The sequence below is a fragment of the Thalassospira sp. SN3W genome (assembly GCF_038070535.1).
Classification (GTDB): domain Bacteria; phylum Pseudomonadota; class Alphaproteobacteria; order Rhodospirillales; family Thalassospiraceae; genus Thalassospira; species Thalassospira xiamenensis.
Genome location: NZ_CP121124.1, coordinates 626,483 through 646,543, shown reverse-complemented (window position 1 = coordinate 646,543; position 20,061 = coordinate 626,483). Strand labels below are relative to the sequence as shown.

At 55.7% G+C, this 20,061-nt stretch carries 18 protein-coding genes; 4 read left to right on the top strand and 14 right to left on the bottom strand.

All coding sequences use genetic code 11. The features are described from left to right. Positions 1 to 72 precede the first annotated feature (72 nt). The 4 genes from cysN to P8T57_RS02795 form a co-directional block, all read right to left on the bottom strand. A complete protein-coding gene (gene cysN / locus P8T57_RS02810) occupies positions 73 to 1,992 on the bottom strand; it encodes a sulfate adenylyltransferase subunit CysN (protein ID WP_341364503.1) in 1,920 nt (639 codons plus the stop codon). After that, entirely contained in the window at positions 1,992 to 2,885 is an 894-nt protein-coding gene (gene cysD / locus P8T57_RS02805) for a sulfate adenylyltransferase subunit CysD (RefSeq protein ID WP_240478829.1), read from the bottom strand. The genes cysN and cysD overlap by 1 nt, the downstream gene beginning before the upstream one ends. Before the next feature lie 223 nt (positions 2,886 to 3,108). Then, positions 3,109 to 3,570, bottom strand: coding sequence for an Lrp/AsnC family transcriptional regulator (locus P8T57_RS02800; protein ID WP_037990814.1), 462 nt, complete (start codon positions 3,568 to 3,570; stop codon positions 3,109 to 3,111). 100 nt (positions 3,571 to 3,670) lie between these two features. After that, positions 3,671 to 5,083: an aminotransferase gene (locus P8T57_RS02795; RefSeq protein ID WP_341364502.1), complete on the bottom strand. Its 1,413-nt coding sequence runs from the start codon at positions 5,081 to 5,083 to the stop codon at positions 3,671 to 3,673. Positions 5,084 to 5,396: 313 nt separating this feature from the next. Between P8T57_RS02795 and P8T57_RS02790 the strand changes: the two genes are divergently transcribed. Further along, positions 5,397 to 6,011 (top strand): hypothetical protein, encoded by a 615-nt coding sequence (locus tag P8T57_RS02790; RefSeq protein WP_341364501.1) that lies wholly within the window; start codon positions 5,397 to 5,399, stop codon positions 6,009 to 6,011. Between the two features lie 35 nt (positions 6,012 to 6,046). Here the strand turns inward: P8T57_RS02790 and astB are convergent, their stop codons facing one another. From astB to P8T57_RS02770, 4 genes are read right to left on the bottom strand one after another with little or no spacing between them, the layout of a single operon-like run. After that, positions 6,047 to 7,402 (bottom strand): N-succinylarginine dihydrolase, encoded by a 1,356-nt coding sequence (gene astB, locus P8T57_RS02785; protein WP_341364500.1) that lies wholly within the window; start codon positions 7,400 to 7,402, stop codon positions 6,047 to 6,049. Then, a complete protein-coding gene (gene astD / locus P8T57_RS02780) occupies positions 7,399 to 8,880 on the bottom strand; it encodes a succinylglutamate-semialdehyde dehydrogenase (protein WP_341364499.1) in 1,482 nt (493 codons plus the stop codon). Before astD ends, astB begins: the two co-directional genes overlap by 4 nt. 18 nt (positions 8,881 to 8,898) lie before the next feature. Then, positions 8,899 to 9,918 carry an arginine N-succinyltransferase gene (locus tag P8T57_RS02775; protein WP_114093937.1) on the bottom strand — a complete coding sequence of 340 codons (1,020 nt, stop codon included), beginning with the start codon at positions 9,916 to 9,918 and terminating at the stop codon, positions 8,899 to 8,901. Positions 9,919 to 9,922: 4 nt separating this feature from the next. Beyond that, positions 9,923 to 11,164, bottom strand: coding sequence for a hydrolase (locus P8T57_RS02770; protein WP_341364498.1), 1,242 nt, complete (start codon positions 11,162 to 11,164; stop codon positions 9,923 to 9,925). 231 nt (positions 11,165 to 11,395) lie between these two features. Here P8T57_RS02770 and P8T57_RS02765 point away from each other — a divergent pair, with 231 nt between their 5' ends. Together P8T57_RS02765 and P8T57_RS02760 are read left to right on the top strand one after the other, a co-directional pair. Continuing rightward, positions 11,396 to 12,613: a PLP-dependent aminotransferase family protein gene (locus P8T57_RS02765; RefSeq protein WP_341364497.1), complete on the top strand. Its 1,218-nt coding sequence runs from the start codon at positions 11,396 to 11,398 to the stop codon at positions 12,611 to 12,613. Positions 12,614 to 12,645: 32 nt separating this feature from the next. Further along, complete coding sequence (locus P8T57_RS02760; protein ID WP_341364496.1) at positions 12,646 to 13,044, top strand: cupin domain-containing protein; 399 nt, start codon at positions 12,646 to 12,648, stop codon at positions 13,042 to 13,044. Between the two features lie 113 nt (positions 13,045 to 13,157). Here the strand turns inward: P8T57_RS02760 and P8T57_RS02755 are convergent, their stop codons facing one another. The 4 genes from P8T57_RS02755 to P8T57_RS02740 all read right to left on the bottom strand — a co-directional run bounded on the left by P8T57_RS02755 (position 13,158) and on the right by P8T57_RS02740 (position 16,752). Further along, entirely contained in the window at positions 13,158 to 13,286 is a 129-nt protein-coding gene (locus P8T57_RS02755) for a DUF2474 family protein (RefSeq protein ID WP_040059893.1), read from the bottom strand. Beyond that, positions 13,286 to 14,284 carry a cytochrome d ubiquinol oxidase subunit II gene (gene cydB, locus P8T57_RS02750; protein ID WP_037990801.1) on the bottom strand — a complete coding sequence of 333 codons (999 nt, stop codon included), beginning with the start codon at positions 14,282 to 14,284 and terminating at the stop codon, positions 13,286 to 13,288. The genes P8T57_RS02755 and cydB overlap by 1 nt, the downstream gene beginning before the upstream one ends. Next, positions 14,281 to 15,666: a cytochrome ubiquinol oxidase subunit I gene (locus P8T57_RS02745; RefSeq protein WP_341364495.1), complete on the bottom strand. Its 1,386-nt coding sequence runs from the start codon at positions 15,664 to 15,666 to the stop codon at positions 14,281 to 14,283. The genes cydB and P8T57_RS02745 overlap by 4 nt, the downstream gene beginning before the upstream one ends. A gap of 192 nt (positions 15,667 to 15,858) precedes the next feature. After that, positions 15,859 to 16,752, bottom strand: a complete 894-nt coding sequence (locus tag P8T57_RS02740; RefSeq protein WP_341364494.1) for a LysR substrate-binding domain-containing protein — start codon at positions 16,750 to 16,752, stop codon at positions 15,859 to 15,861. A 112-nt stretch (positions 16,753 to 16,864) separates the two neighbouring features. Between P8T57_RS02740 and P8T57_RS02735 the strand changes: the two genes are divergently transcribed. Then, the gene (locus tag P8T57_RS02735) at positions 16,865 to 17,869 is read left to right on the top strand and encodes a putative sulfate exporter family transporter (RefSeq protein WP_341364493.1); all 1,005 of its coding nucleotides are present in this window, start codon (positions 16,865 to 16,867) and stop codon (positions 17,867 to 17,869) included. Between the two features lie 150 nt (positions 17,870 to 18,019). Here the strand turns inward: P8T57_RS02735 and P8T57_RS02730 are convergent, their stop codons facing one another. After that, complete coding sequence (locus P8T57_RS02730; protein ID WP_341364492.1) at positions 18,020 to 18,433, bottom strand: DUF779 domain-containing protein; 414 nt, start codon at positions 18,431 to 18,433, stop codon at positions 18,020 to 18,022. Positions 18,434 to 18,495: 62 nt separating this feature from the next. After that, entirely contained in the window at positions 18,496 to 20,016 is a 1,521-nt protein-coding gene (gene adh / locus P8T57_RS02725) for an aldehyde dehydrogenase (protein ID WP_341364491.1), read from the bottom strand. Positions 20,017 to 20,061 lie beyond the last annotated feature (45 nt).

Below are 20,061 nucleotides of genomic sequence, written 5' to 3'. Positions count from 1 at the left end.
AGTCATTGCGCCAAAACAAAACCCGATGTCAGGAGCATCGGGTTTTGCAGGTGAATTATGGACGTCTGATGATCAGATTTCAGGATACCACGCACCCAGAACGCCGAATTCTTCGAGCTTGGCAACGATGATCTCTGCTGCCTGTTCGGCGGTTTGATCAGATGTGTTGACCGTGATCTCGGCGTTTTCCGGTGCTTCATACGGGCTGTCGATCCCGGTGAAATTGGCGATCTTGCCTTCGCGGGCCTTTTTATAAAGGCCTTTCACGTCGCGCTGTTCGCAGACTTCAATCGGGGTGTCGATAAAGACCTCGATGAACTCGCCATCTTCGACAAGGCTACGCGCAAACTGGCGTTCGCTTTTGAACGGCGAGATGAAGGATACCAGCGTGATGATCCCGGCATCGACAAACAGCTTGGCGGTTTCACCCACACGGCGGATGTTTTCCACCCGGTCGGCATCGGTAAAGCCAAGGTCCTTGTTCAATCCGTGACGGACATTGTCACCATCAAGGGTGTAGGTGTGCTTGCCCATGGCATGCAGCTTTTTCTCGACCAGGTTGGCGATGGTCGATTTCCCGGCACCCGAAAGACCCGTGAACCACAGAACGGCTGATTTCTGACCTTTCTGATAGGCACGCGCCTGTTTGTTGATGTCCATTTCCTGCCATTTGACGTTGGTCGCACGGCGAAGCGAATGGTTGACCATGCCCGCACCAACGGTGGCGTTGGAATAACGGTCGATGATGATGAACCGGCCCGAATGGCGGTTGTCATCATAGGGATCAAAGGCCAGTGCCTTGTCGGTTGCGATATTGGCAATGCCGACTTCGTTCAGTTCCAGCGTCTTGCCGGCGATATGTTCCAGCGTGTTGACATTGACCTTGTATTTCAGGTCGCTGATCTGCGCGTTGGTGACCTGTGCGCCCATCTTGATGATATAGGGGCGGCCGGGCAGAAGATGATCTTCGTGCATCCAGATGATGCGGGCTTCGAACTGGTCGGCAAATTCCGGACGTTCATCCAGGCGGGCCAGAACATCGCCACGCGAAATGTCGATTTCATCTTCGAGGGTCAGGGTGACGGCCTGACCGGCGAATGCCTGATCGAGGTTGCCGTCAAAGGTGACGATTTCCCTGACCTTGCTGGTCTGACCCGAGGCGGTGACGGCAATCGCATCGCCCGGCTTGATGATGCCCGATGCGATGGTGCCGGAAAAACCCCGGAAATCAAGGTTCGGGCGGTTGACCCACTGCACCGGAAGGCGGAACGGCTTTTCAATCGCATCCTGTTCGACCTGAACGGTTTCAAGATGCGCAAGAAGGGTCGGGCCTTCGTACCACGGGGTATTCGGGCTGGCTTCGATCATGTTATCGCCGCGAAGGGCCGATAACGGGATTGGCGTGATCGAGCTATAGCCAAGGTCTTTGGCGAATTCCTTGTAGTCGGCAACAATGGTGTCGAATTTGTCCTGATCATAGTCGATCAGGTCCATCTTGTTCACGGCGAGCACCACATGCTTGATACCCAAAAGCGAGGTGATGAAGCTGTGGCGGCGTGTCTGTGTCAGAATGCCTTTGCGCGCATCGATCAGGATTACGGCGACATCGGCGGTCGAGGCGCCGGTTGCCATGTTACGGGTATATTGTTCATGGCCGGGGGTGTCGGCGACGATGAATTTGCGTTTGTCGGTCGAAAAGAACCGATAGGCAACATCAATCGTGATGCCCTGTTCGCGTTCGGCCTGAAGCCCGTCCAGCAGCAGGGCGAAATCAATTTCGCCGCCTTGGGTGCCGACCTTGCGGCTATCAGATTCAAGGGCGGCAAGCTGATCCTCGAAGATCAGTTTGGAATCCCAAAGCAGACGGCCAATCAGGGTCGATTTGCCATCATCAACGCTGCCACACGTGATGAAGCGCAGCAGGCTTTTTTCTTCCTGGGATTTCAGGTAGCCGAGAATGTCATCGGCAATCAGGTCGGATTGATGCGCCATTAGAAGTAGCCTTCCTGCTTTTTCTTTTCCATTGAACCGGCCTGATCATGGTCGATCATGCGCCCCTGTCGTTCGCTTGAGCGGGTCAGCAGCATTTCCTGGATAATCTCGGGCAGGGTGGCGGCTTCGGACTCAACCGCACCGGTCAGCGGATAGCAGCCAAGCGTTCTGAAACGCACCGATTTCATTTCCGGCTTTTCACCCGGATTAAGCGGCATGCGGTCGTCATCAACCATGATCAGCATACCGTCACGTTCAACAACCGGGCGTTTGGCCGAATAATACAGCGGCACAATCGGGATCTGTTCGAGATAGATATATTGCCAGATATCAAGCTCGGTCCAGTTCGAGATCGGGAAGGCGCGAATGCTTTCGCCCTTGTTGATCCGTGCGTTGTAAATGTCCCACAATTCCGGGCGCTGGTTTTTCGGATCCCAGCGATGGGTTTCGGTGCGGAACGAAAACACGCGTTCCTTGGCGCGTGCCTTTTCCTCGTCACGCCGCGCCCCGCCAAAGGCTGCATCGAACTTGTATTTGTTCAGCGCCTGTTTCAGCGATTGGGTTTTCATGACGTCAGTATGCAGGCTTGATCCGTGGGTGAAGGGGCCGATGCCCTGATCAACGCCGTCCTGATTGATATGAACAATTAGCTCAAACCCATATTCCGCCGCCACCTTGTCGCGAAATTCGATCATTTCGCGGAATTTCCACGTGGTATCGACATGCATCAACGGGAAGGGCGGCGGGGCCGGGTAAAATGCCTTGCGCGCCAGATGCAGCAAAACCGACGAATCCTTGCCGATGGAATAAAGCATCACCGGCCGTTCGAACGACGCCGCAACTTCGCGGATAATGTGAATACTCTCGGCCTCAAGCTGGCGGAGATGGGTCAGATTAGGCTGCATTCTCGTTCCTGCCGATCAATCAAAACTGTGGCAAATAACACAAAATTTGTGTTTATAAATGTATTTCACGTTGCTTTGATGGGTAATATGGAAACGGCTTTGATGCAAGCGCGTTCTATCCAAATCACACAAAAAAGATATCCAGATATTTTCTAGTACAAAGGAAATATGTTCTTTGGGTGTTTTCTTTGTGATTGATGACGCTCTGACCTTAAACCGGATAGCCCCTGAATGCCTTGGTCTGGGCCAAGGCGACATGACCGATGAATTTGGTAATGCCAAGGTTGCCGTGGATCATTTCCTCGGACAGGGAATGATAATGCTGCACATCGCGACAGACGAGGCACAGCATATAATCATACGGTCCTGAAATCCGGTAGGCGGCAACGACTTCGGGGATGGTTTTGGCCGCGTCGGCAAACCGTTTGTAATCGGCGGCGGTCTTGCCGGTCAGTGTGACCTCGGCAAAGACCCGGACATGCGGGCAGATTTTTTCGATATCAAGTACCGCGCGATAGCGTTTCACGACCGCTTCTTTTTCAAGCTTTTTGACCCGGTCAAGGCACGGGCTCGGGCTTAGTCCCACCAGCTTTGACAGGGCAAGATTGGTCAGCTTTGCATTGGCCTGAAGGGCGCGCAGGATTTTAAGGTTGATCTCGTCGATCTTGATCATCGGGTCGCCGTTATCTTGTTTGCGCCACCTTACACATAAAAAAACGGCCCGACCAGTATTCCGGTCGGGCAAGTGGGCAGGATTTGGGGCGTTTCGAAAATCAGGCAGCCATGCCCTTGCGTTCCTCGGTGCTCAGTTCGCCCATCACCTGATCAATGCCCTTTTTGATGGCATCGACCATCTGGTCGGCTTCGCGCCGGTCAAGCGTCAGGGGCGGGGAAAATGCCAGGCTGTCGGCGGTTGGAAGCGGGCGGACAATTACGCCGTGGTTTCCAATTGCCGCCGCACAGCGCGCGGCGATCTTGTGTTTCAGATCGAACCCGGTTTTTGTGTCCCGGTCCGCCATCAGTTGCAAGGCACCCAGAAGGCCGACACCGCGGATTTCGCCGATATGAGCGTGATGGCCAAAGGTATCGTTAAGCTGCGCATGCAGATAGGCACCGGTTTCTGCGGAATTCGCGACCAGATTTTCGCCTTCGATGATCGCAAGGTTCGCCAGTGCGACAGCCGATCCCACCGGATGGCCGGAATAGGTAAAGCCATGGGCAAATGCGCCAAGGGTCGCCGATCCGTCGCGCAGGACTTTCCAGATATCATCGCTGATGAAGGCTGCTGACATCGGGAAATAGCCGCTGGTCAGGCCCTTGGCGGTGGCGATCATATCGGGGCGAATGTCATAAAGCTGATGACCGAACCAGTGGCCGGTGCGGCCGTAACCACAAACAACCTCGTCACAGATGAACAGGATGTCGTGCTTTTTCAGAACCGACTGAACGGCCTTGAAATAGCCCTTGGGCGGGGTGATGACGCCACCGGCACCCATGATCGGCTCTGCAATGAAGGCACCGACCGTTTCCGGACCTTCGGCGATGATCAGGGATTCAAGCTCGTTTGCCAGCCGGGAGGAAAACTGTTCCTCGCTCTCGCCGGGTTTGGCTTCGCGGTAATAATGCGGTAGCGAGGTGTGTTTGACTTCGGGGATCGGCAGGCCGAAATTGCGATGAAACGATGCAAGCCCGGTCAGGCTGGCGGTGGCAATGGTAGTGCCGTGATAGGCCTGCTTGCGGGCGATGATCTTGCGTTTTTCCGGCTTGCCGCGAAGCCCGTTATAATACCAGACGATCTTCATCAATGTGTCGTTGGCATCCGACCCGGAACTGCCAAAGAACACCTTGGTGATGTGACCGGGCATTTTTGCCACCAGCTTTTCGGCCAGTTCGATCTGGGCCGGGTTGGATGCCCCGGCAAAGGTATGGAAATAGCCCATCTGATCGGATGCGGCCTTCATCGCATCGCCGATCTCGGTCCGGCCATAGCCGATATTCATGCACCAAAGCCCGCCAACCCCGTCCAGCATTCTATTGCCGTCGGTATCGGTAATGAACGCGCCCTTGCCCTTAACAAAAATGCGGACCGGGCCGTTGTTTGACACATCGGCAACCACGGATGCCGGATGCAGGATATTGGCCGCATCCGATCTTTTAAGGAGTTCGGTATCATAAATGGTCGACATGGCAGGTCTCCGGGGCTTTGTGTGGGGCGTGAAGCTTGTTGTTCCCGGTATTCTGCCACGATTGGTCCGGTATTAAATTTCGAAGCAGCGCTTCCCGACGGTGAAGAATGCTGATTTCAGAAAACGGTTTGTCTTCATCATCTGATTTTATGATAAAAACAATCAAGGGTTGAGTTTTGGCGAGGGGAAGATGAGAAAATTTTTGGTCTTGGGGATGGTTGCTTTTCTTTCTGGTTGTGCGACGGGAGCCACTATAGACAAGCTTTCTGTTCCGGTTGTCAAAAACACAACGGAACAAAAGGCTGTTTCGGATGTGCTGAAAAAATTGCGGGTGTCGTTGCAGATTGCCGAGAACATTTTAAGAATTGCAGACATCTGTCAGGCGGACGATTTGCCGTGGCATGGGCGCAAACCATTAAGTGCGAAAGTAACACTGGCGACGGCGAAATCATCTTCTGTTGGTGGAGAAGCCGGTGGCGTGTTCAGCTTTGTACCTGTTTCGGCAAATCTTTCGGGGGAACAGAGTTCCGTTGCCAGCCGAATTTACAAAATAGCTTTGCAGGCGGATGATGCCGCGACGCTGACCGATGGCGATCTTGCCGAAATCTGCGAAACGGCAATCCGAACAGATGTGACCGTGGCCCTTGAAAAACATCCGGTTGCCGATGCGATTGTCAGCAGCATGCTGGGCGTTGGCGACGGTCTTGCGGGGGCAGTGTTTTTACCGCCAAGTTTTCGGATCGCCAATGATCCGACTGTCGGTGATCTGAGCAGCTCAGTGATCGAAGTCACCGTCAAATTTACCGTGCAGGTAAAGTCGGAAGCAGAAGGCGGCATTGATCTTCTGGTTTTCAGGGCCGGGGTATCGGGCAGCGAAGGCCGCGAAAACGAGCAGGAAATGGTCGTAACTCTGGGCGAATTGAAATAGCGAAAGCGCACTTGCCTGCGCCTTCGCTATTTCATCTATCGCTGGAAATCGTAAATCGGGCCAAGGTCGAGAAGTTGCGTCAGCTCATCAAGAGCTGTCCGGACTTCGTTCAGAAGATTTGGATCGCGGAAATCATCCGCACTCAGGCGGTCGCGATAATGTTTTTCGACCCAGCCGGTCAGTTCGGCAAAGCGTTGATCGTCGATCAGGCATTGCGGGTTGGTGGCGGCAAGTTCATCCTCTGTCAGGGCGACGCGCAGCCGCAAACAGGCAGGCCCACCGCCATTGCGCATGCTTTGGCGCAGATCGAAAAACTTGATCTGTCTGATTGGTGTGGTGCCCTTGCCGATCAGGTCATAAAGGTAATCGCGAACCGATATGGTTTCTTCGGCCTCGGTCGGCAGGATCAGCATCATCTGACCATTTTCCGGCAGGCGCAAAAGCTGTGAATTGAACAGGTAGCTTTTGATCACGTCGGAAAGCGGCACGGCACTTTTGGGCACCTCGATACTGGTGAAATCGGCAATGCCGTCCATCTTGCGCCGGATGTCGTCGATGACGGCGGGCGTGTCGACAAAGGCGTTCTCGTAATGGAACAGCACATTGGCATTGCCGACCGAAATCACGTCATTATGAAAGACCCCGGCATCAATCAGGTCGGGGTTTTGCTGCGCATAGACGACACCATTTTCTGACAGGCCATGACGGCGGGTAATCGCGCTGCTGGCTTCGAACGTCTGGCGCGCCGGATAACGGTTTGGCCGGGTTTTGCCCGGATCAAAAGCATGACGGCCATAGACAAAAAATTCGACCCCGCGCGCGCCGTAATCGCCACAAAAACGGGTGTGGTTGGCCGCCCCCTCGTCCCCCATATGGTCCGTGCCGGGCAGGGCGGCATGATGGGCGAAATGATCTGGATTGGCGAATGTCGCGGCAAGTGCGCGCCCGGTCACCGGATGTTCGATCGACCGGTGGAACATGGCGCACAGATTGGCCGGGGTGAAATGCACCTTGCCATCGCCTGTATCGCCACTGGGCGAGACGGTTGCGGCATTGGCCGTCCACATCGGGGATGCCGATGATACCGCCAGAACAAGGTTCGGGTTGGTTTTCCAGGCGGACGCCAGAACATCACCATCCGACCCACAAAAGCCGAAAACATCGCGCAGGGTCTTGATATGCGGGCGTTCATGGGGTGGCAACACGCCCTGAACAAAGCCCATGTCATGCAGGGCCTTCATCTTGGTCAGGCCCTGAAGGGCGGCGGATTTCGGATTGGAATGGGTGCTGGCGTTGCTTGTCGATGCGACATTGCCAAAGCTTAACCCGGCATAATTATGCGTTGGCCCGACCAGACCGTCAAAATTGGCTTCGATGGCGTATCGGGTCATGGGCGTACTCCTTTGGGGGCGGCATCGGGGGCGACCAGTTTGTCGGTCTGAAGGGTTGCGACCGGCCATGCGCAGTAATCGGCGGCGTAATAGGCCGACGGGCGGTGGTTGCCGCTTTCGCCGATGCCGCCAAACGGGGCGCTACTAGATGCGCCGGTCAGTTGCTTGTTCCAGTTGACGATCCCGGCGCGGCTTTCATGGATGAAGCGTTGCCAAAGTGCGGCATCATCGCACAGCAACCCGGCGGCAAGCCCAAAACGGGTATTGTTGGCTTCAAAGATCGCATCGTCAAAACTATCGACCCGGATGATTTGCAGGATCGGGCCAAACAGTTCCTCGTCCGCGCGATCCTTCACATCGGTCACGTCAATCAGGCCCGGTGTCAGAAACGGGCGGGCAGGATCGGGGCGCGTCATTTCGCGGATGATTTTGGCACCATCGGCAACAAGTTTCGCCTGTGCCGCCATAAGGCCATCTGCCGCCCGGTTGGAAATCACCGGCCCCATAAAGGGTTCGGGATCATCATCCGGTGCGCCAACGATCAGCCTGTCGCAATAGTCATTGATCGCGGCGATCATCGCCCTGCCCCGTGCGCCGGATGGCACGATCAGGCGGCGCGCGCACGTGCAACGCTGCCCCGCCGTGATAAAGGCCGACATGACGGTATGATGCGCCACGGCATCGAGATCAGCGGCGTCCCAGATCACAAGCGGATTATTTCCGCCCAATTCAAGCGCCAGAATTTTGTCCATCTGCCCGGCAAAGGCATGATGCAAATGGCGTCCGGTCGGCACACTGCCGGTAAAGAACAGCCCGTCGATACCGGGATGCTGTGCCAAGGCAATGCCGGTATCGCGTTCGCCCTGCACAAGGTTCAGAACCCCGCCCGGCAATCCGGCCCGTTGCCAAAGCTTTACGGTTTCCCCGGCGACAAGCGGGGTCAGTTCGGATGGTTTGAATACCACGCAATTGCCCGCCAGAAGCGCCGGGACGATATGGCCGTTCGGCAAATGGCCGGGAAAGTTATAGGGACCAAAGACAGCAACCACCCCGTGCGGCTTGTGGCGCAAAACTGCCTGTCCGCCGCCCGGTGCGTCACCTTGGCGCGTGCCGGTGCGGTCGTGATATGCCTTGATCGAAATCGCGATCTTGCCCGCCATTGCACTGACTTCGGTCAGGGCCTCCCAATGCGGTTTTCCGGCGTCACGGCTGATGGTGTGTGCCAGTGCGTCCTTGTGATCGTTGAGAAGCCCGGCAAACCGTTCAAGGATTTCGATCCGTTCACTGAGGTCGCGTTTTGCCCATGCCGGAAAGGCATTTCGTGCCGCCATGATCGCGGTGTTAACATCGTCACCGCTGGCGGAATTTCCCTGCCAGATGATATCGCCATTGGCCGGGTTTTCGGCGTGCAGTGCTTTGCCATTGCCGGTTTGCCATGTGCCATTGATGAACAGGGCGGGATTTGATTTCTGGGTCATGATGCCTGCTCCTGATGCTTAATCGGTGACAAAACGGATCTGATCGCCAGCGCGCAGACCAAGGATTTCGGCCTGATCGCGGTCCAGATCGACATGCGTGCCATTCACAACATTCATGTAAAGCCAGCTTGCCTGATACCCGGAAAGTTCCAGTGTGCAGGCAAGGTGGCGTTCCATGGCGGGGCTTCGATCAACGATTTTGCGGATGGTGGCGATTTTGGAATGACGGATGGTGCGGATGTCATCAAGCCGGACATCAACGCATGGCCCGCCGTCAAAAATATCGACCGCATTTGAAAACCGGAAACCTTCCTTTTTCAAAAGGTTCAGCGCCGGGCGCGTTTCATCGTGGGTTTTGCCGATCACATCCTGGGCGGCCTTGGGCAGCATTTCGATATAGATCGGGTATTTCGGCATCAGATCGGCAATGAATTGGTTATTGCCGATCCCGGAAATGTAATCGGCATCGGGGAACGGGATATTGAAGAAATGCGATCCCAATGCCTCCCAAAGTGGTGATTTACCGTTTTCATCCTGCCAGCCGCGCATTTCGGCCATGACCATTTCCGAAAACCGTTCCTTGAAGCACCCCATCAACAGATATCGCGACCGCGCCAGAAGCTGCCCGTTGCCGTCCTTGCGATAATCGGGATCAAGGTAAAGTGTGCCCACCTCGGTAGCACCCTGATAATCGTTCACAAGGGTCAGCAGGCGCGATGTCACGGTGACATTCAGTTCATGCGAATACTGCGTCAGTTTCAGGATTTTGTAGTTATAGAAGGCCTTTGATAACCCGACCCCGGCATAGATCGCGCAGGTGCCCGCGACCTTGCCATTGGCGGTATCTTCGAGAACCATGAAATAGCTTTCACCACCGGGGTCGTCGATATCGGCCCCGAAGGCCTCGATACTTTCGACAATGCGGGCTTCGAGCACGTCACGATTGGCCGGAAGGGTGGTTAACCCCTTGCTGGCGGAGGATGCCAGATCAACCAGCCGGTCAAGGTCGCTCATACGGGCGGGGCGGACGCGCATCATGATTTTATATCTCCGTCTTTTTCAATGCGTCGGGTAAATCACCGGAACCGGCTTTCATCAGGATCAGAGCCGAAAGTTTTGCCCGTTCGATCAAACTGTCGAGCTTCACAAATTCCTGATCGGAATGGATCAGGCCGCCGCGCACCCCAAGGGTATCGATATTGGGCAACCCGGCCTCGGCCAGATTATTGCCATCGCAACAGCCCCCGGTGGGTTTCCATGCGATATCAAGATCAAGGTCATGACTGAGCTCGCGCACCCATTCAAAAAGGGCCTTGGTCCTGCCAGCCATTGGTTTTGGCGCGCGGCCAAACTGGCCATGCAGTTCGGCGGTGATGCCGTCGCGCTGATTGATCGCAGCAATGACGTCGGCAATTTCATTTTCGGCCTGATGGCGTTCGTCATGGTTTGAAACCCGAACGTTAAAGCGCACAACGGCATTATCAGGCACAACATTGACTGGCCCGCCGCCATCGATCTTGCCGATATTGAATGTGGTTTCGCCAACCTTGCCGTTAAGCTGATCAAGGCGCATGACGCAGTCACTGGCCGCGACCATCGCACTGCGCCCGGCATGAAATTCACGGCCCGCGTGGGCGGCGCGCCCCTTGATCCGGACGGAAAAATTGCCCGATCCCTTGCGTGCCCCGGCAAGGGTGCCGTCCTCCAAGGCCGGTTCATACAGCATGCCGAAATCGGCTGCGCGGGCGTGTTCGGCCAAAAAGGGGGCCGATCCGATGGAGCCGGTTTCTTCGTCCGGGTTCAGGATCACGTCCCAGCCGATGCCACCCGCAAACGGGCTTCGTTCCAGTGCGCTTAGGGCATTGAGGATCGTCAGGATGCCGCCCTTGGCATCGGCAACGCCCGGCCCGTTCAAGGTGTTTTCATCAATCAGGCGCTGGGTTTGAAACGGGCTGTCGATGGCAAAGACCGTGTCATAATGAATGCACAGCAAAACCCGAACCGGGGCCTGTGGCCGTTTGGAAAAATGCAGAAGCTTGCCATAGCGTACGGGTGCGATGCTGCCATCGGCGGCGACCGCTTCGCTATCGGGCAGGTCGATGATGGCGGTTTTGGCATCAAGTTCGGCAAAGGCATCCAGAATGACATCGCGCATCCGGTCAAGGCCGTCGATATTGCCCGTGCCGCTATTGATTGCCGACCACGATTTCAGGCGATCAAGCGTTTCATCGTAACGCTGATCAAGCCAGTCGAGCCAAGGCTGAAACTTTGCATATTCGGTCATGATAACCTTTGGAACGGTTTGGCATTGTTGATTGATTATTGGATACATCGTGCCAAAAACCGCCCGGCAGGTGGTGCGGGATAGGGGGATGGAAACGGAATTACATGCGGGTGGATGAAATGTGGTTGGGTAATTTTATTTCAAAATTGATGCCCCTGGAAAAATAAACTTGATTTAGGTCAGTCTTCCTTGCCAAATAATGGCAACAACACTGACCTAAAGAGAAGCCCCATGACTGTCCAATGGAATGACCTGATCGTTCGCGATGCCCGTGCGCTTACCGCCTCCGAAATCCGTGATCTGCTTAAAGTGGCCGACCGGCCGGAAATCATTTCCTTTGCCGGGGGCGTGCCCGATCCGTCGCTTTTCCCGCTGGCCGATTTCAATGCCATCTATGGTGATCTGACGACCGACGAGGTTGCCGGTCGCAAAAGCCTGCAATATTCCATCAGCGAAGGTCTGCCGGCCCTGCGCCAATGGATTGTCGATGATCTGGCCACCAGCGGGGCAGTGCGCGGGATTGATAACATCCTGATTACCTGTGGCGCGCAGCAGGGGCTTGATATGCTCGCCCGTTTGTTGCTGGAGCCGGGCCGCGAAATCGTCGTAGAAAAGCCAAGTTACCTTGGTGCGATGCAGGCCTTTTCCATGCGCCGTCCGACCTATGTCGGGGTGAATATGGATGATGATGGCCCGGTGATTGCCGAACTCGAAGTAGCCTTTGAAGGTGGTGCGCGCATTGCCTATCTGGCACCCGACTTCCAGAACCCGACCGGGCGGTCCTATAGTCTTGAACGGCGTCTGGCCGTTCTTGAAATCGCCCGCAAATATGGTGCGGTCATTCTTGAAGACGCGGCCTATTGCAAGCTGTCCTACGAAGGCGACGTTTTGCCATCGTTGCTTGCCCTTGATGAAACCAATGGCGATCCAGAGGCCGGAACCGTTATTCAGTTTGGCACTTTTTCCAAAACGCTGGTGCCGGCCCTTCGGATTGGCTGGGTCTGTGCGCCACGTCCGGTGATTGAACGGCTGGTTCTGATGAAGCAGGCCGGTGATCTGCATGTATCGACCATCAATCAGGAAATCGCCCTTCGTGCGGCGGGCAAACTGTTTCCGGGGCATCTTGATACCATCCGCAATGCCTATCGTGCCAAACGCGACACGATGCTGGCGGCATTGGATGAATTCATGCCCGAAACCGTGTCCTATACAAGACCCGAAGGCGGCATGTTCATCTGGCTGACCCTGCCGGAAAATATCGATAGTCGCCAATTGCTGGAACAGGCCCTGCACGAGGCCAAGGTCGCCTTCGTCCCCGGTCAGGCCTTTTTATGTGACCATACTGGTCGTAATACCGCACGGCTCAGCTTCGCGACAGAAAAGGTGGGGCGCATCCGCGACGGGATCGAACGCTTGGCATTGCTGATCCGGCGGGTGCACAATCAGTAAAGTGCACCACGAAACAAAGCCGAAGGATCACCATGAACATCCAGCGCAACGCATCAAAACCATCGACCAAGGGATCGCCGGATTACTTTACCGGTACGGTTCGGATCGACAGCCCGTTTCAGACCTCCGATCCTGCCCGTGTTGGCGGGGCCATTGTGACGTTTGAACCGGGCGCGCGCACCGCATGGCATACCCATCCGCTGGGCCAGACCGTGATCATCACAAGCGGCCTTGGCTGGGCGCAGCGCGAAGGCGGACCGCGCGAGGAAATCCGCCCCGGTGATATCGTCTGGTTCGAACCGGGTGAAAAGCACTGGCACGGGGCGACCGATAAAACCGCGATGACGCATATCGCGATTGCGGAATCCGTCAACGGATCGGCGGTCGACTGGCTGGAAAAAGTGGCGGATAGCGATTATCTGGGCCAATGACTGACCCCGAATGAAAAGGCCCGGCAGGGGTGGGGGACCTTGCTGCCGGGCCGGAGTTGCTGACAAGTGTCAGCAGGTAGACGGAGTAATCCGATATTTGTGATCGGATATTTTCATGAAATTCCGGTGATCAGGCTGCGGAGCAAAAGCGACACAGCCCCGATCACAAGGATGCCCCCGGCATAAAGCCCGATAAACCAAAGCACACGCCGGGTTTTGGGTTTGGGTGAAAATGCCGTCATCAGTGATATCCTTCATCCCCGACCTTGCCCCGGAATACCCAATAGGCATAGGCGGTATAGGCCAGAATGATCGGGATCAGGATGGCAGCACCGACCAGCATGAAGGACAGGCTGTTGTCGGGGGCGGCGGCCGTTCTGAAATCAATCATCGGCGGGACGATATTGGGATAAAGCGTGATGCCAAACCCGGCATAGCACAGGAAGAAAATGCCAAGTGTAATGCCAAATACCGTCTTTTCCCGGTGCTTGACCGCATGCCAAAGCCAGAAAAGCAGACCGGTCGTGACAATCGGGATCGGGGCCAGGAAAAACAGGTTTGGCATATCAAACCAGCGCGCGGCATAAGCGGGGTGGATATAGCTTGTCATCAATGACACCACGCCAAGATTGGCCGCCATCCAGATGACCGCAGGTTTGGCAAGGGCGCGCAAACGCCCCTGAAAATTGCCTTCCATCTTCATGATCAGCCAGCCGGTGCCAAGCAGGGCATAGCCAACCACGACGGCGGACGCGCAGAACACCGAAAACGGGCTTAGCCAGTCAAACGGGCCGCCAACGAATTTGGCATTTTCAACGGCAATGCCTTCGATAAACGCACCCAGCATTGCACCCTGCATCGCGGCCGCAATGATGGATCCGGCGGAAAAGGCAAAGTCCCAGTGTTTTTGATGATCTCGGCTTTTGAACCGGAATTCGAACGCCACCCCGCGAAACACCAATGCCAGCAGCATGGTGAAAACCGGGATGTAAAACGCGGTCATCAGCAATGAATAGGCCAGCGGGAAGGCGGCATAAAGCCCGCCACCGCCCAGCACCAGCCAGGTTTCATTGCCATCCCACACAGGGGCAACCGTATTCATCATCTTGCCGCGTTTGGCCGGGTCCTTGATGAACGGAAACAGAATGCCAATGCCAAGATCAAAACCATCAAGCGTGACATAGGCGAAAACGGCAACCGCAATCAGCAGTACCCAGATCAGTTGATAATCCATGATCATTCTCCTGCCTGCGGGATGGTGGGATCAGAAACCGGGCGGCTTCCGGCGCGCAGCACCTCGCCCTTCGGCGAATGGGCAAAACGAGGGTCCTTGTTCATCGCGCGGATGATATAGGCGGTGCCAACCCCGAACACGATGGCATAGACAATGACGAATGCGGCAAGCGATCCGGCAATCGCCGCCGGGGCGACGGGCGATCCGGCTTCGGATGTGCGCATCAACCCGTAAACCACCCATGGCTGACGTCCGATTTCGGTGGTGAACCATCCGGCCAGAATGGCGATAAAGCCGCTCGGCCCCATGATCAGGGCAAAGAGATGCAGCCATGTACAGCTATAAAGCGATTTGCGCCACCGGGCGAACAGGCTGACGATACCAAGTAACGCCATCAAAACGCCCAGCCCGACCATGATGCGGAATGTCCAGAATACGATGGTCGCATTCGGGCGGTCTTCGGGGGCGAAATCCTTTAATCCGGTGATCCTGCCATCCCAGTCATGGGTCAGGATCATTGATCCCAGTTTCGGGATTTCGAGGGCGTATTTTGTTTCCTCTGCTGCCATGTCGGGCCAGCCAAACAGGATCAGCGGCGCACCATTTTGGGTTTCAAAATGGCCCTCCATCGCCGCGACCTTGGCCGGTTGATGTTCAAGGGTATTAAGCCCGTGCATGTCACCGGCCACGATCTGGATCGGGGCGACGATGGCGGCCATCCACATTGCCATGGAAAACATGATCCGTGCGGCGCGGTTTTCCCGATCACGCAGCAGATGCCACGCACCCACCGCACCAACCACAAGGGCGGTGGTCAGAAATGCCGCCAGAACCATGTGAACAAGCCGATAGGGGAAGCTTGGATTAAAGATCACATCCCACCAGCTTTGCACAACAGCCCGACCATTTTCGATAATATGGCCGGTGGGTGTCTGCATCCAGCTATTGGCCGACAAAATCCAGAAGGCGGAAAATAATGTGCCGATTGCAACCATCGTGGTCGCGGTGAAATGCAGCTTCGGCCCGACACGGTTAAGGCCAAACAGCATGATGCCGAGGAACCCGGCTTCGAGGAAAAAGGCGCTGAGTACCTCGTAGGCCAGAAGCGGGCCCAGCACGCTGCCGGTAAATTCGGAAAAAGGTCCCCAGTTCGTTCCGAACTGATAGGACATGACAATGCCCGAAACGACACCCATGCCAAAGGCCAGCGCAAAGATTTTCAGCCAGAATTTATATAGCGCCAGATAGGTGTCATCACGCGTGCGCAGCCAAAGTGCTTCGAGCACGAAAAGATAACTGGCCAGTCCAATGGTAAAGGACGGAAAAATGATGTGAAACGAGATGGTGAACGCGAATTGCACGCGGGCCAATATGTCGGGATCAAACATTGGCGTTGGTCCTTTTATCAGGCAAAGCCTTCCTGTCGGGCCGCGTTTTTCGTTGCAACGCGAAATCGCTCATTGCATGACCTGATTCACTGAGAACAGCGGATCAGGGGCCGTGTTCATAAGGACAAAGTGATAAAGGGCCCGTCCGAATTGTGCATTGCGTATTCGCAATTTTGATCTGGAAAAATTCGATTATGCGTTTGTGGAAAGGCAAAGCTTTTCCAAAGCCAGCGAACTTTGCGTCTGGCGGCGTTCCTTGTGGCGCAGCATCATGAATTTGCGTGGACGAATATGGAAGCCGGCCCGGAAAAGACGCCCCTGCGCGATCAGGGAACTGACGGCGAAGCTTGAAACGGCGGTGGCGCTGATGCCGGTTTCAACCGCGGTAATCACCGCCTCGTTTGCCGGTAATGTCAGGGCGATTTTAAGCCGTTGCGGATCGATGCCAGACTGGTGCACGGCATTTTCAAATTCCGACCGTGTTCCAGAACCGGCTTCGCGAAGGACCCAGCTGCTTTGGGTTGTTAGGTCCTGCGCGCTTAAGGGCCTGCCATCGGCCCAGGGATGTTTGGGGCCGACCACCACCACCAATGCATCTTCGGCGACTTCGCGCATGGCAAGTGCCGGTTCATCAACTTCGCCCTCGATAAAGCCGATATCGGCGGCACCACCACGGACGGCATCGGCCACGGTTTTTGTATTGCCAATCGTCAGATTGATGGCAATGCCGGGATACTGATCATGAAACTGCATCAAAAACGGTGGCAGCCAGTAACTGGCGATTGTCTGGCTGGCATAAACGTTAAGTTCGCCGCGCTGCAATCCGCCAAGTTCCGCCAGTGTCAGTTCGGCGGCCCGTGCGCGTGCCAAGGTCGCCTTGGCCTCGTTCAAGAACAGCCGCCCGGTTTCGCTAAGCTCGATCCGCCGTCCGACCCGGTGGAACAGCGCAACGCCATAAAACCCTTCGAGGTTCTTGATCGCCGAACTGACTGCCGAGGGGGTGAGGCCAATCGCATCGGCGGCTTTTGTAAGATGTTCGCGTTCGGCCACGGCCACAAAGATGGCAAGCTGTTCAAGCGTCATCATGGCATTTATCCAAAAATCATTCGAAATAATCGAATGAAATATCCATTTTTATTCGATGGAAGTAAATGATTGTTCGTGTGATTTTCCGACTGTCACATTTTACAGGCAGATCATGTTTTTTAAGGCGCACCTCAAATCCCTTTTGCCCGGTTTGTTCCTGACCACGGCGATTGCCCTGATCGCCAAACTGGTCGAGCAGGCGGAGCGTAGCCTTTTGGGGCATGGCTGGATCGAAAGTCTGGTTTTTGCCATCCTGCTTGGTGTGGTGGTGCGATCCGTGTTTGGCCTTGCCAAGCCGTTTCATGACGGTGTGCGGTTTTGTGGCAAGACCGTGCTTGAAATCGCGATTGTTTTGCTGGGCGCGTCAATCAGTGCGCAGGCCTTGGGGCAGGCGGGCTTTGGCCTGATTGCGGCCATTGTTCTGGTGGTTTGCGCCAGTCTGTTTTTAAGCTTCCATATCGGGCGGTTACTTGGACTGTCGAAGCATTTAGCGATGCTGGTGGCCTGCGGCAATTCGATCTGTGGCAATTCGGCGATTGCCGCCACCGCCCCGGTGATTTCGGCAAAATCCGATGATGTTGCGGCCTCCATCGCCTTTACCGCTGTTCTGGGGGTTCTGTTTGTTTTTGCCCTGCCGCTGGTGCATGTCGGTCTGGGCCTGAGTGCCGCGCAATATGGTATTTTTTCCGGCTTGACGGTTTATGCAGTCCCGCAGGTTCTGGCCGCGACGGCCCCGGCGGGTGCGTTGGCCGTGCAGGTCGGCACCCTGGTCAAGCTGATCCGCGTTCTGATGCTTGGCCCGGTGATCTTTGCGCTTGCCCTTATGGGGGGGCGCAAGCGCGAGGTCCGCCTTCCTGTGACCCAGATGGTGCCGTGGTTCATTGTCGGGTTTGTGGCGATGATGGCAGCCCGTTCATTTGGCCTGATCCCCGAAATCGCGCTGGAGCCGATGCGCACGACATCATCCTTCCTGACCATCCTTGCCATGGCGGCATTGGGGTTAAGTGTCGATATCCGAAGCGTCATGCATGTTGGCGGGCGGGTAATTGCCGCAGCCCTTCTGTCGCTTCTGGTGCTGTGTGCACTTGGTCTTCTGGTGCTGGTGATTTTGGCCTGATCGCAGATAAAAAAAGCCCGCCGCCTGTTCGGGGGGAATGGCGACGGGCAAGGGGAAGATGCGTCCGGCATCTTCAGACATTGGCGAGCAGGCACTGTGGGAGGCAGGGATCGCGCAATGTCACGGGTAGATCTGCGTTGGTAATCTTCTTTACGTTCTTGCTTCTGTTTTAGATTGCTCGTTTCCTTGTTCGGCGTATTTCAGTGCATTCCATTCGTCATCGGTGAAGATGCGTGATCGGGTCAGAAAGCGTTTGCCTTCGGGTCCTTCAAGCGAAAACATGCCCCCGCGTCCATCCACGACGTCAATGATCAGCTGTGTGTGACGCCAATATTCGAATTGGGCGCGTCCGATATAAAACGGGCTGCCTTCAATCTCGCCCAGCAACACGTCCTGATCGCCGGTTTTGAATTCCCCATCCGGAAAGCACATCGGGGCACTGCCATCGCAACATCCGCCCGACTGATGAAACATTAGCGGCCCGTGAATGTCCTTAAGCTTCCAGATCAGGGCGGTGGCCGCGTCGGTGGCCGTGACCCGTGCCGGAATTTGGTCTGTTGTCATGACAACCTCCTCTGTATCGGGAAGGGCCGGGGGCGAGCAGGACCCCGGCCAGAACATTCCGATCAGAAGAAGCCCATCGGTTTCGGATCATAGGAAACCAGCAGATTCTTGGTCTGCTGATAATGGTTGAGCATCATCTTGTGGTTTTCACGTCCGATCCCCGATTGCTTGTAGCCGCCAAAGGCCGCATGCGCCGGATAGAGGTGATAGCAATTGGTCCAGACACGACCGGCCTTGATATTGCGACCAAACCGGTAGGCACGCGTGCCATCGCGGGTCCAGACACCGGCACCAAGGCCATAAAGCGTGTCATTGGCGATTTTAAGCGCCTCGGCCTCGTCCTTGAAGGTCGTGGCGGAAACCACCGGGCCAAAGATTTCCTCCTGGAAAATCCGCATCCGGTTATGGCCCTTGAAGATGGTTGGCTGAATATAGAACCCGGTCGAAAGATCACCGCCCAGTTCCGCCTTGCCGCCACCGCAAAGGACTTCGGCACCTTCCTGCTTGCCGATATCAAGATAGGACAGGATTTTTTCCATCTGTTCGGTCGATGCCTGCGCGCCGATCATGGTTTCACTATCAAGCGGGTTGCCCTGTTTGATATTTGCCACACGCGAAAGCACGCTATCCATGAACTTGTCATAGATGTTTTCCTGAATAAGCGCACGCGACGGGCAGGTGCAGACCTCGCCCTGGTTCAGCGCGAACATGGTCAGGCCTTCGGCGGCTTTCTGGCGGAAATCGTCATCCTGTGCCATCACATCGTCAAAGAAGATGTTCGGCGATTTGCCACCCAGTTCGAGTGTGACCGGAATGATGTTTTCGCTGGCATATTGCATGATCAGGCGGCCGGTGGTGGTTTCACCGGTAAAGGCGACCTTGGCGACCCGGTTGCTTTGTGCCAGTGGTTTGCCGGCTTCAACCCCGAAGCCCTGCACAACGTTCAGCACACCGGCCGGAAGAAGATCACCGACCAGTTCTAGCAGCACGCAAATTGATGCCGGGGTCTGTTCAGCCGGTTTCAGGATAACGCAGTTGCCCGCCGCCAGCGCCGGGGCCAGTTTCCAGACTGCCATCAGGATCGGGAAGTTCCATGGAATGATCTGCCCGACAACGCCAAGCGGTTCGTGGAAGTGATAGGCGACGGTATTGTCGTCAATCTCGCCAAGCGATCCTTCCTGTGCGCGGATGGCACCGGCAAAATACCGGAAATGATCAATCGCCAGCGGAATGTCGGCGGCGAGTGTTTCACGCACGGCCTTGCCGTTATCCCATGTTTCCGCAACCGCGAGCATTTCAAGGTTCTGTTCCATGCGGTCGGCGATTTTATTGAGGATATTGGCCCGTTCGGTGACAGACGTTTTGCCCCATGCTTCTGCTGCGCCGTGGGCGGCATCAAGTGCCTTTTCGATGTCTTCCGAACTGGATCGTGCGATTTCGCAGAATGGCTTGCCATTTACCGGCGAGACATTTTCAAAATACTGGCCCTTGACCGGTGCGGTCCATTCGCCACCGATAAAGTTGTCATAACGGGATTTGAAAGCAACGACGCTGCCCGCGTCGCCCGGATTCTTGTAAATCATCTTGGATCCTCCATGATCGGAAGGCGGCTTTGCCACCTGTTTTTG

Coding starts and splice junctions, on each gene's coding strand:
- cysN (WP_341364503.1), bottom strand. CDS start 1,992: ATGGCGCATCAATCCGACCTGATTGCCGATGACATTCTCGGCTACCTG.
- P8T57_RS02800 (WP_037990814.1), bottom strand. CDS start 3,570: ATGATCAAGATCGACGAGATCAACCTTAAAATCCTGCGCGCCCTTCAG.
- P8T57_RS02795 (WP_341364502.1), bottom strand. CDS start 5,083: ATGTCGACCATTTATGATACCGAACTCCTTAAAAGATCGGATGCGGCC.
- astB (WP_341364500.1), bottom strand. CDS start 7,402: ATGACCCGATACGCCATCGAAGCCAATTTTGACGGTCTGGTCGGGCCA.
- astD (WP_341364499.1), bottom strand. CDS start 8,880: ATGACCCAGAAATCAAATCCCGCCCTGTTCATCAATGGCACATGGCAA.
- P8T57_RS02775 (WP_114093937.1), bottom strand. CDS start 9,918: ATGATGCGCGTCCGCCCCGCCCGTATGAGCGACCTTGACCGGCTGGTT.
- P8T57_RS02770 (WP_341364498.1), bottom strand. CDS start 11,164: ATGACCGAATATGCAAAGTTTCAGCCTTGGCTCGACTGGCTTGATCAG.
- P8T57_RS02765 (WP_341364497.1), top strand. CDS start 11,396: ATGACTGTCCAATGGAATGACCTGATCGTTCGCGATGCCCGTGCGCTT.
- P8T57_RS02760 (WP_341364496.1), top strand. CDS start 12,646: ATGAACATCCAGCGCAACGCATCAAAACCATCGACCAAGGGATCGCCG.
- P8T57_RS02755 (WP_040059893.1), bottom strand. CDS start 13,286: ATGACGGCATTTTCACCCAAACCCAAAACCCGGCGTGTGCTTTGGTTT.
- cydB (WP_037990801.1), bottom strand. CDS start 14,284: ATGATCATGGATTATCAACTGATCTGGGTACTGCTGATTGCGGTTGCC.
- P8T57_RS02745 (WP_341364495.1), bottom strand. CDS start 15,666: ATGTTTGATCCCGACATATTGGCCCGCGTGCAATTCGCGTTCACCATC.
- P8T57_RS02740 (WP_341364494.1), bottom strand. CDS start 16,752: ATGATGACGCTTGAACAGCTTGCCATCTTTGTGGCCGTGGCCGAACGC.
- P8T57_RS02735 (WP_341364493.1), top strand. CDS start 16,865: ATGTTTTTTAAGGCGCACCTCAAATCCCTTTTGCCCGGTTTGTTCCTG.
- P8T57_RS02730 (WP_341364492.1), bottom strand. CDS start 18,433: ATGACAACAGACCAAATTCCGGCACGGGTCACGGCCACCGACGCGGCC.
- adh (WP_341364491.1), bottom strand. CDS start 20,016: ATGATTTACAAGAATCCGGGCGACGCGGGCAGCGTCGTTGCTTTCAAA.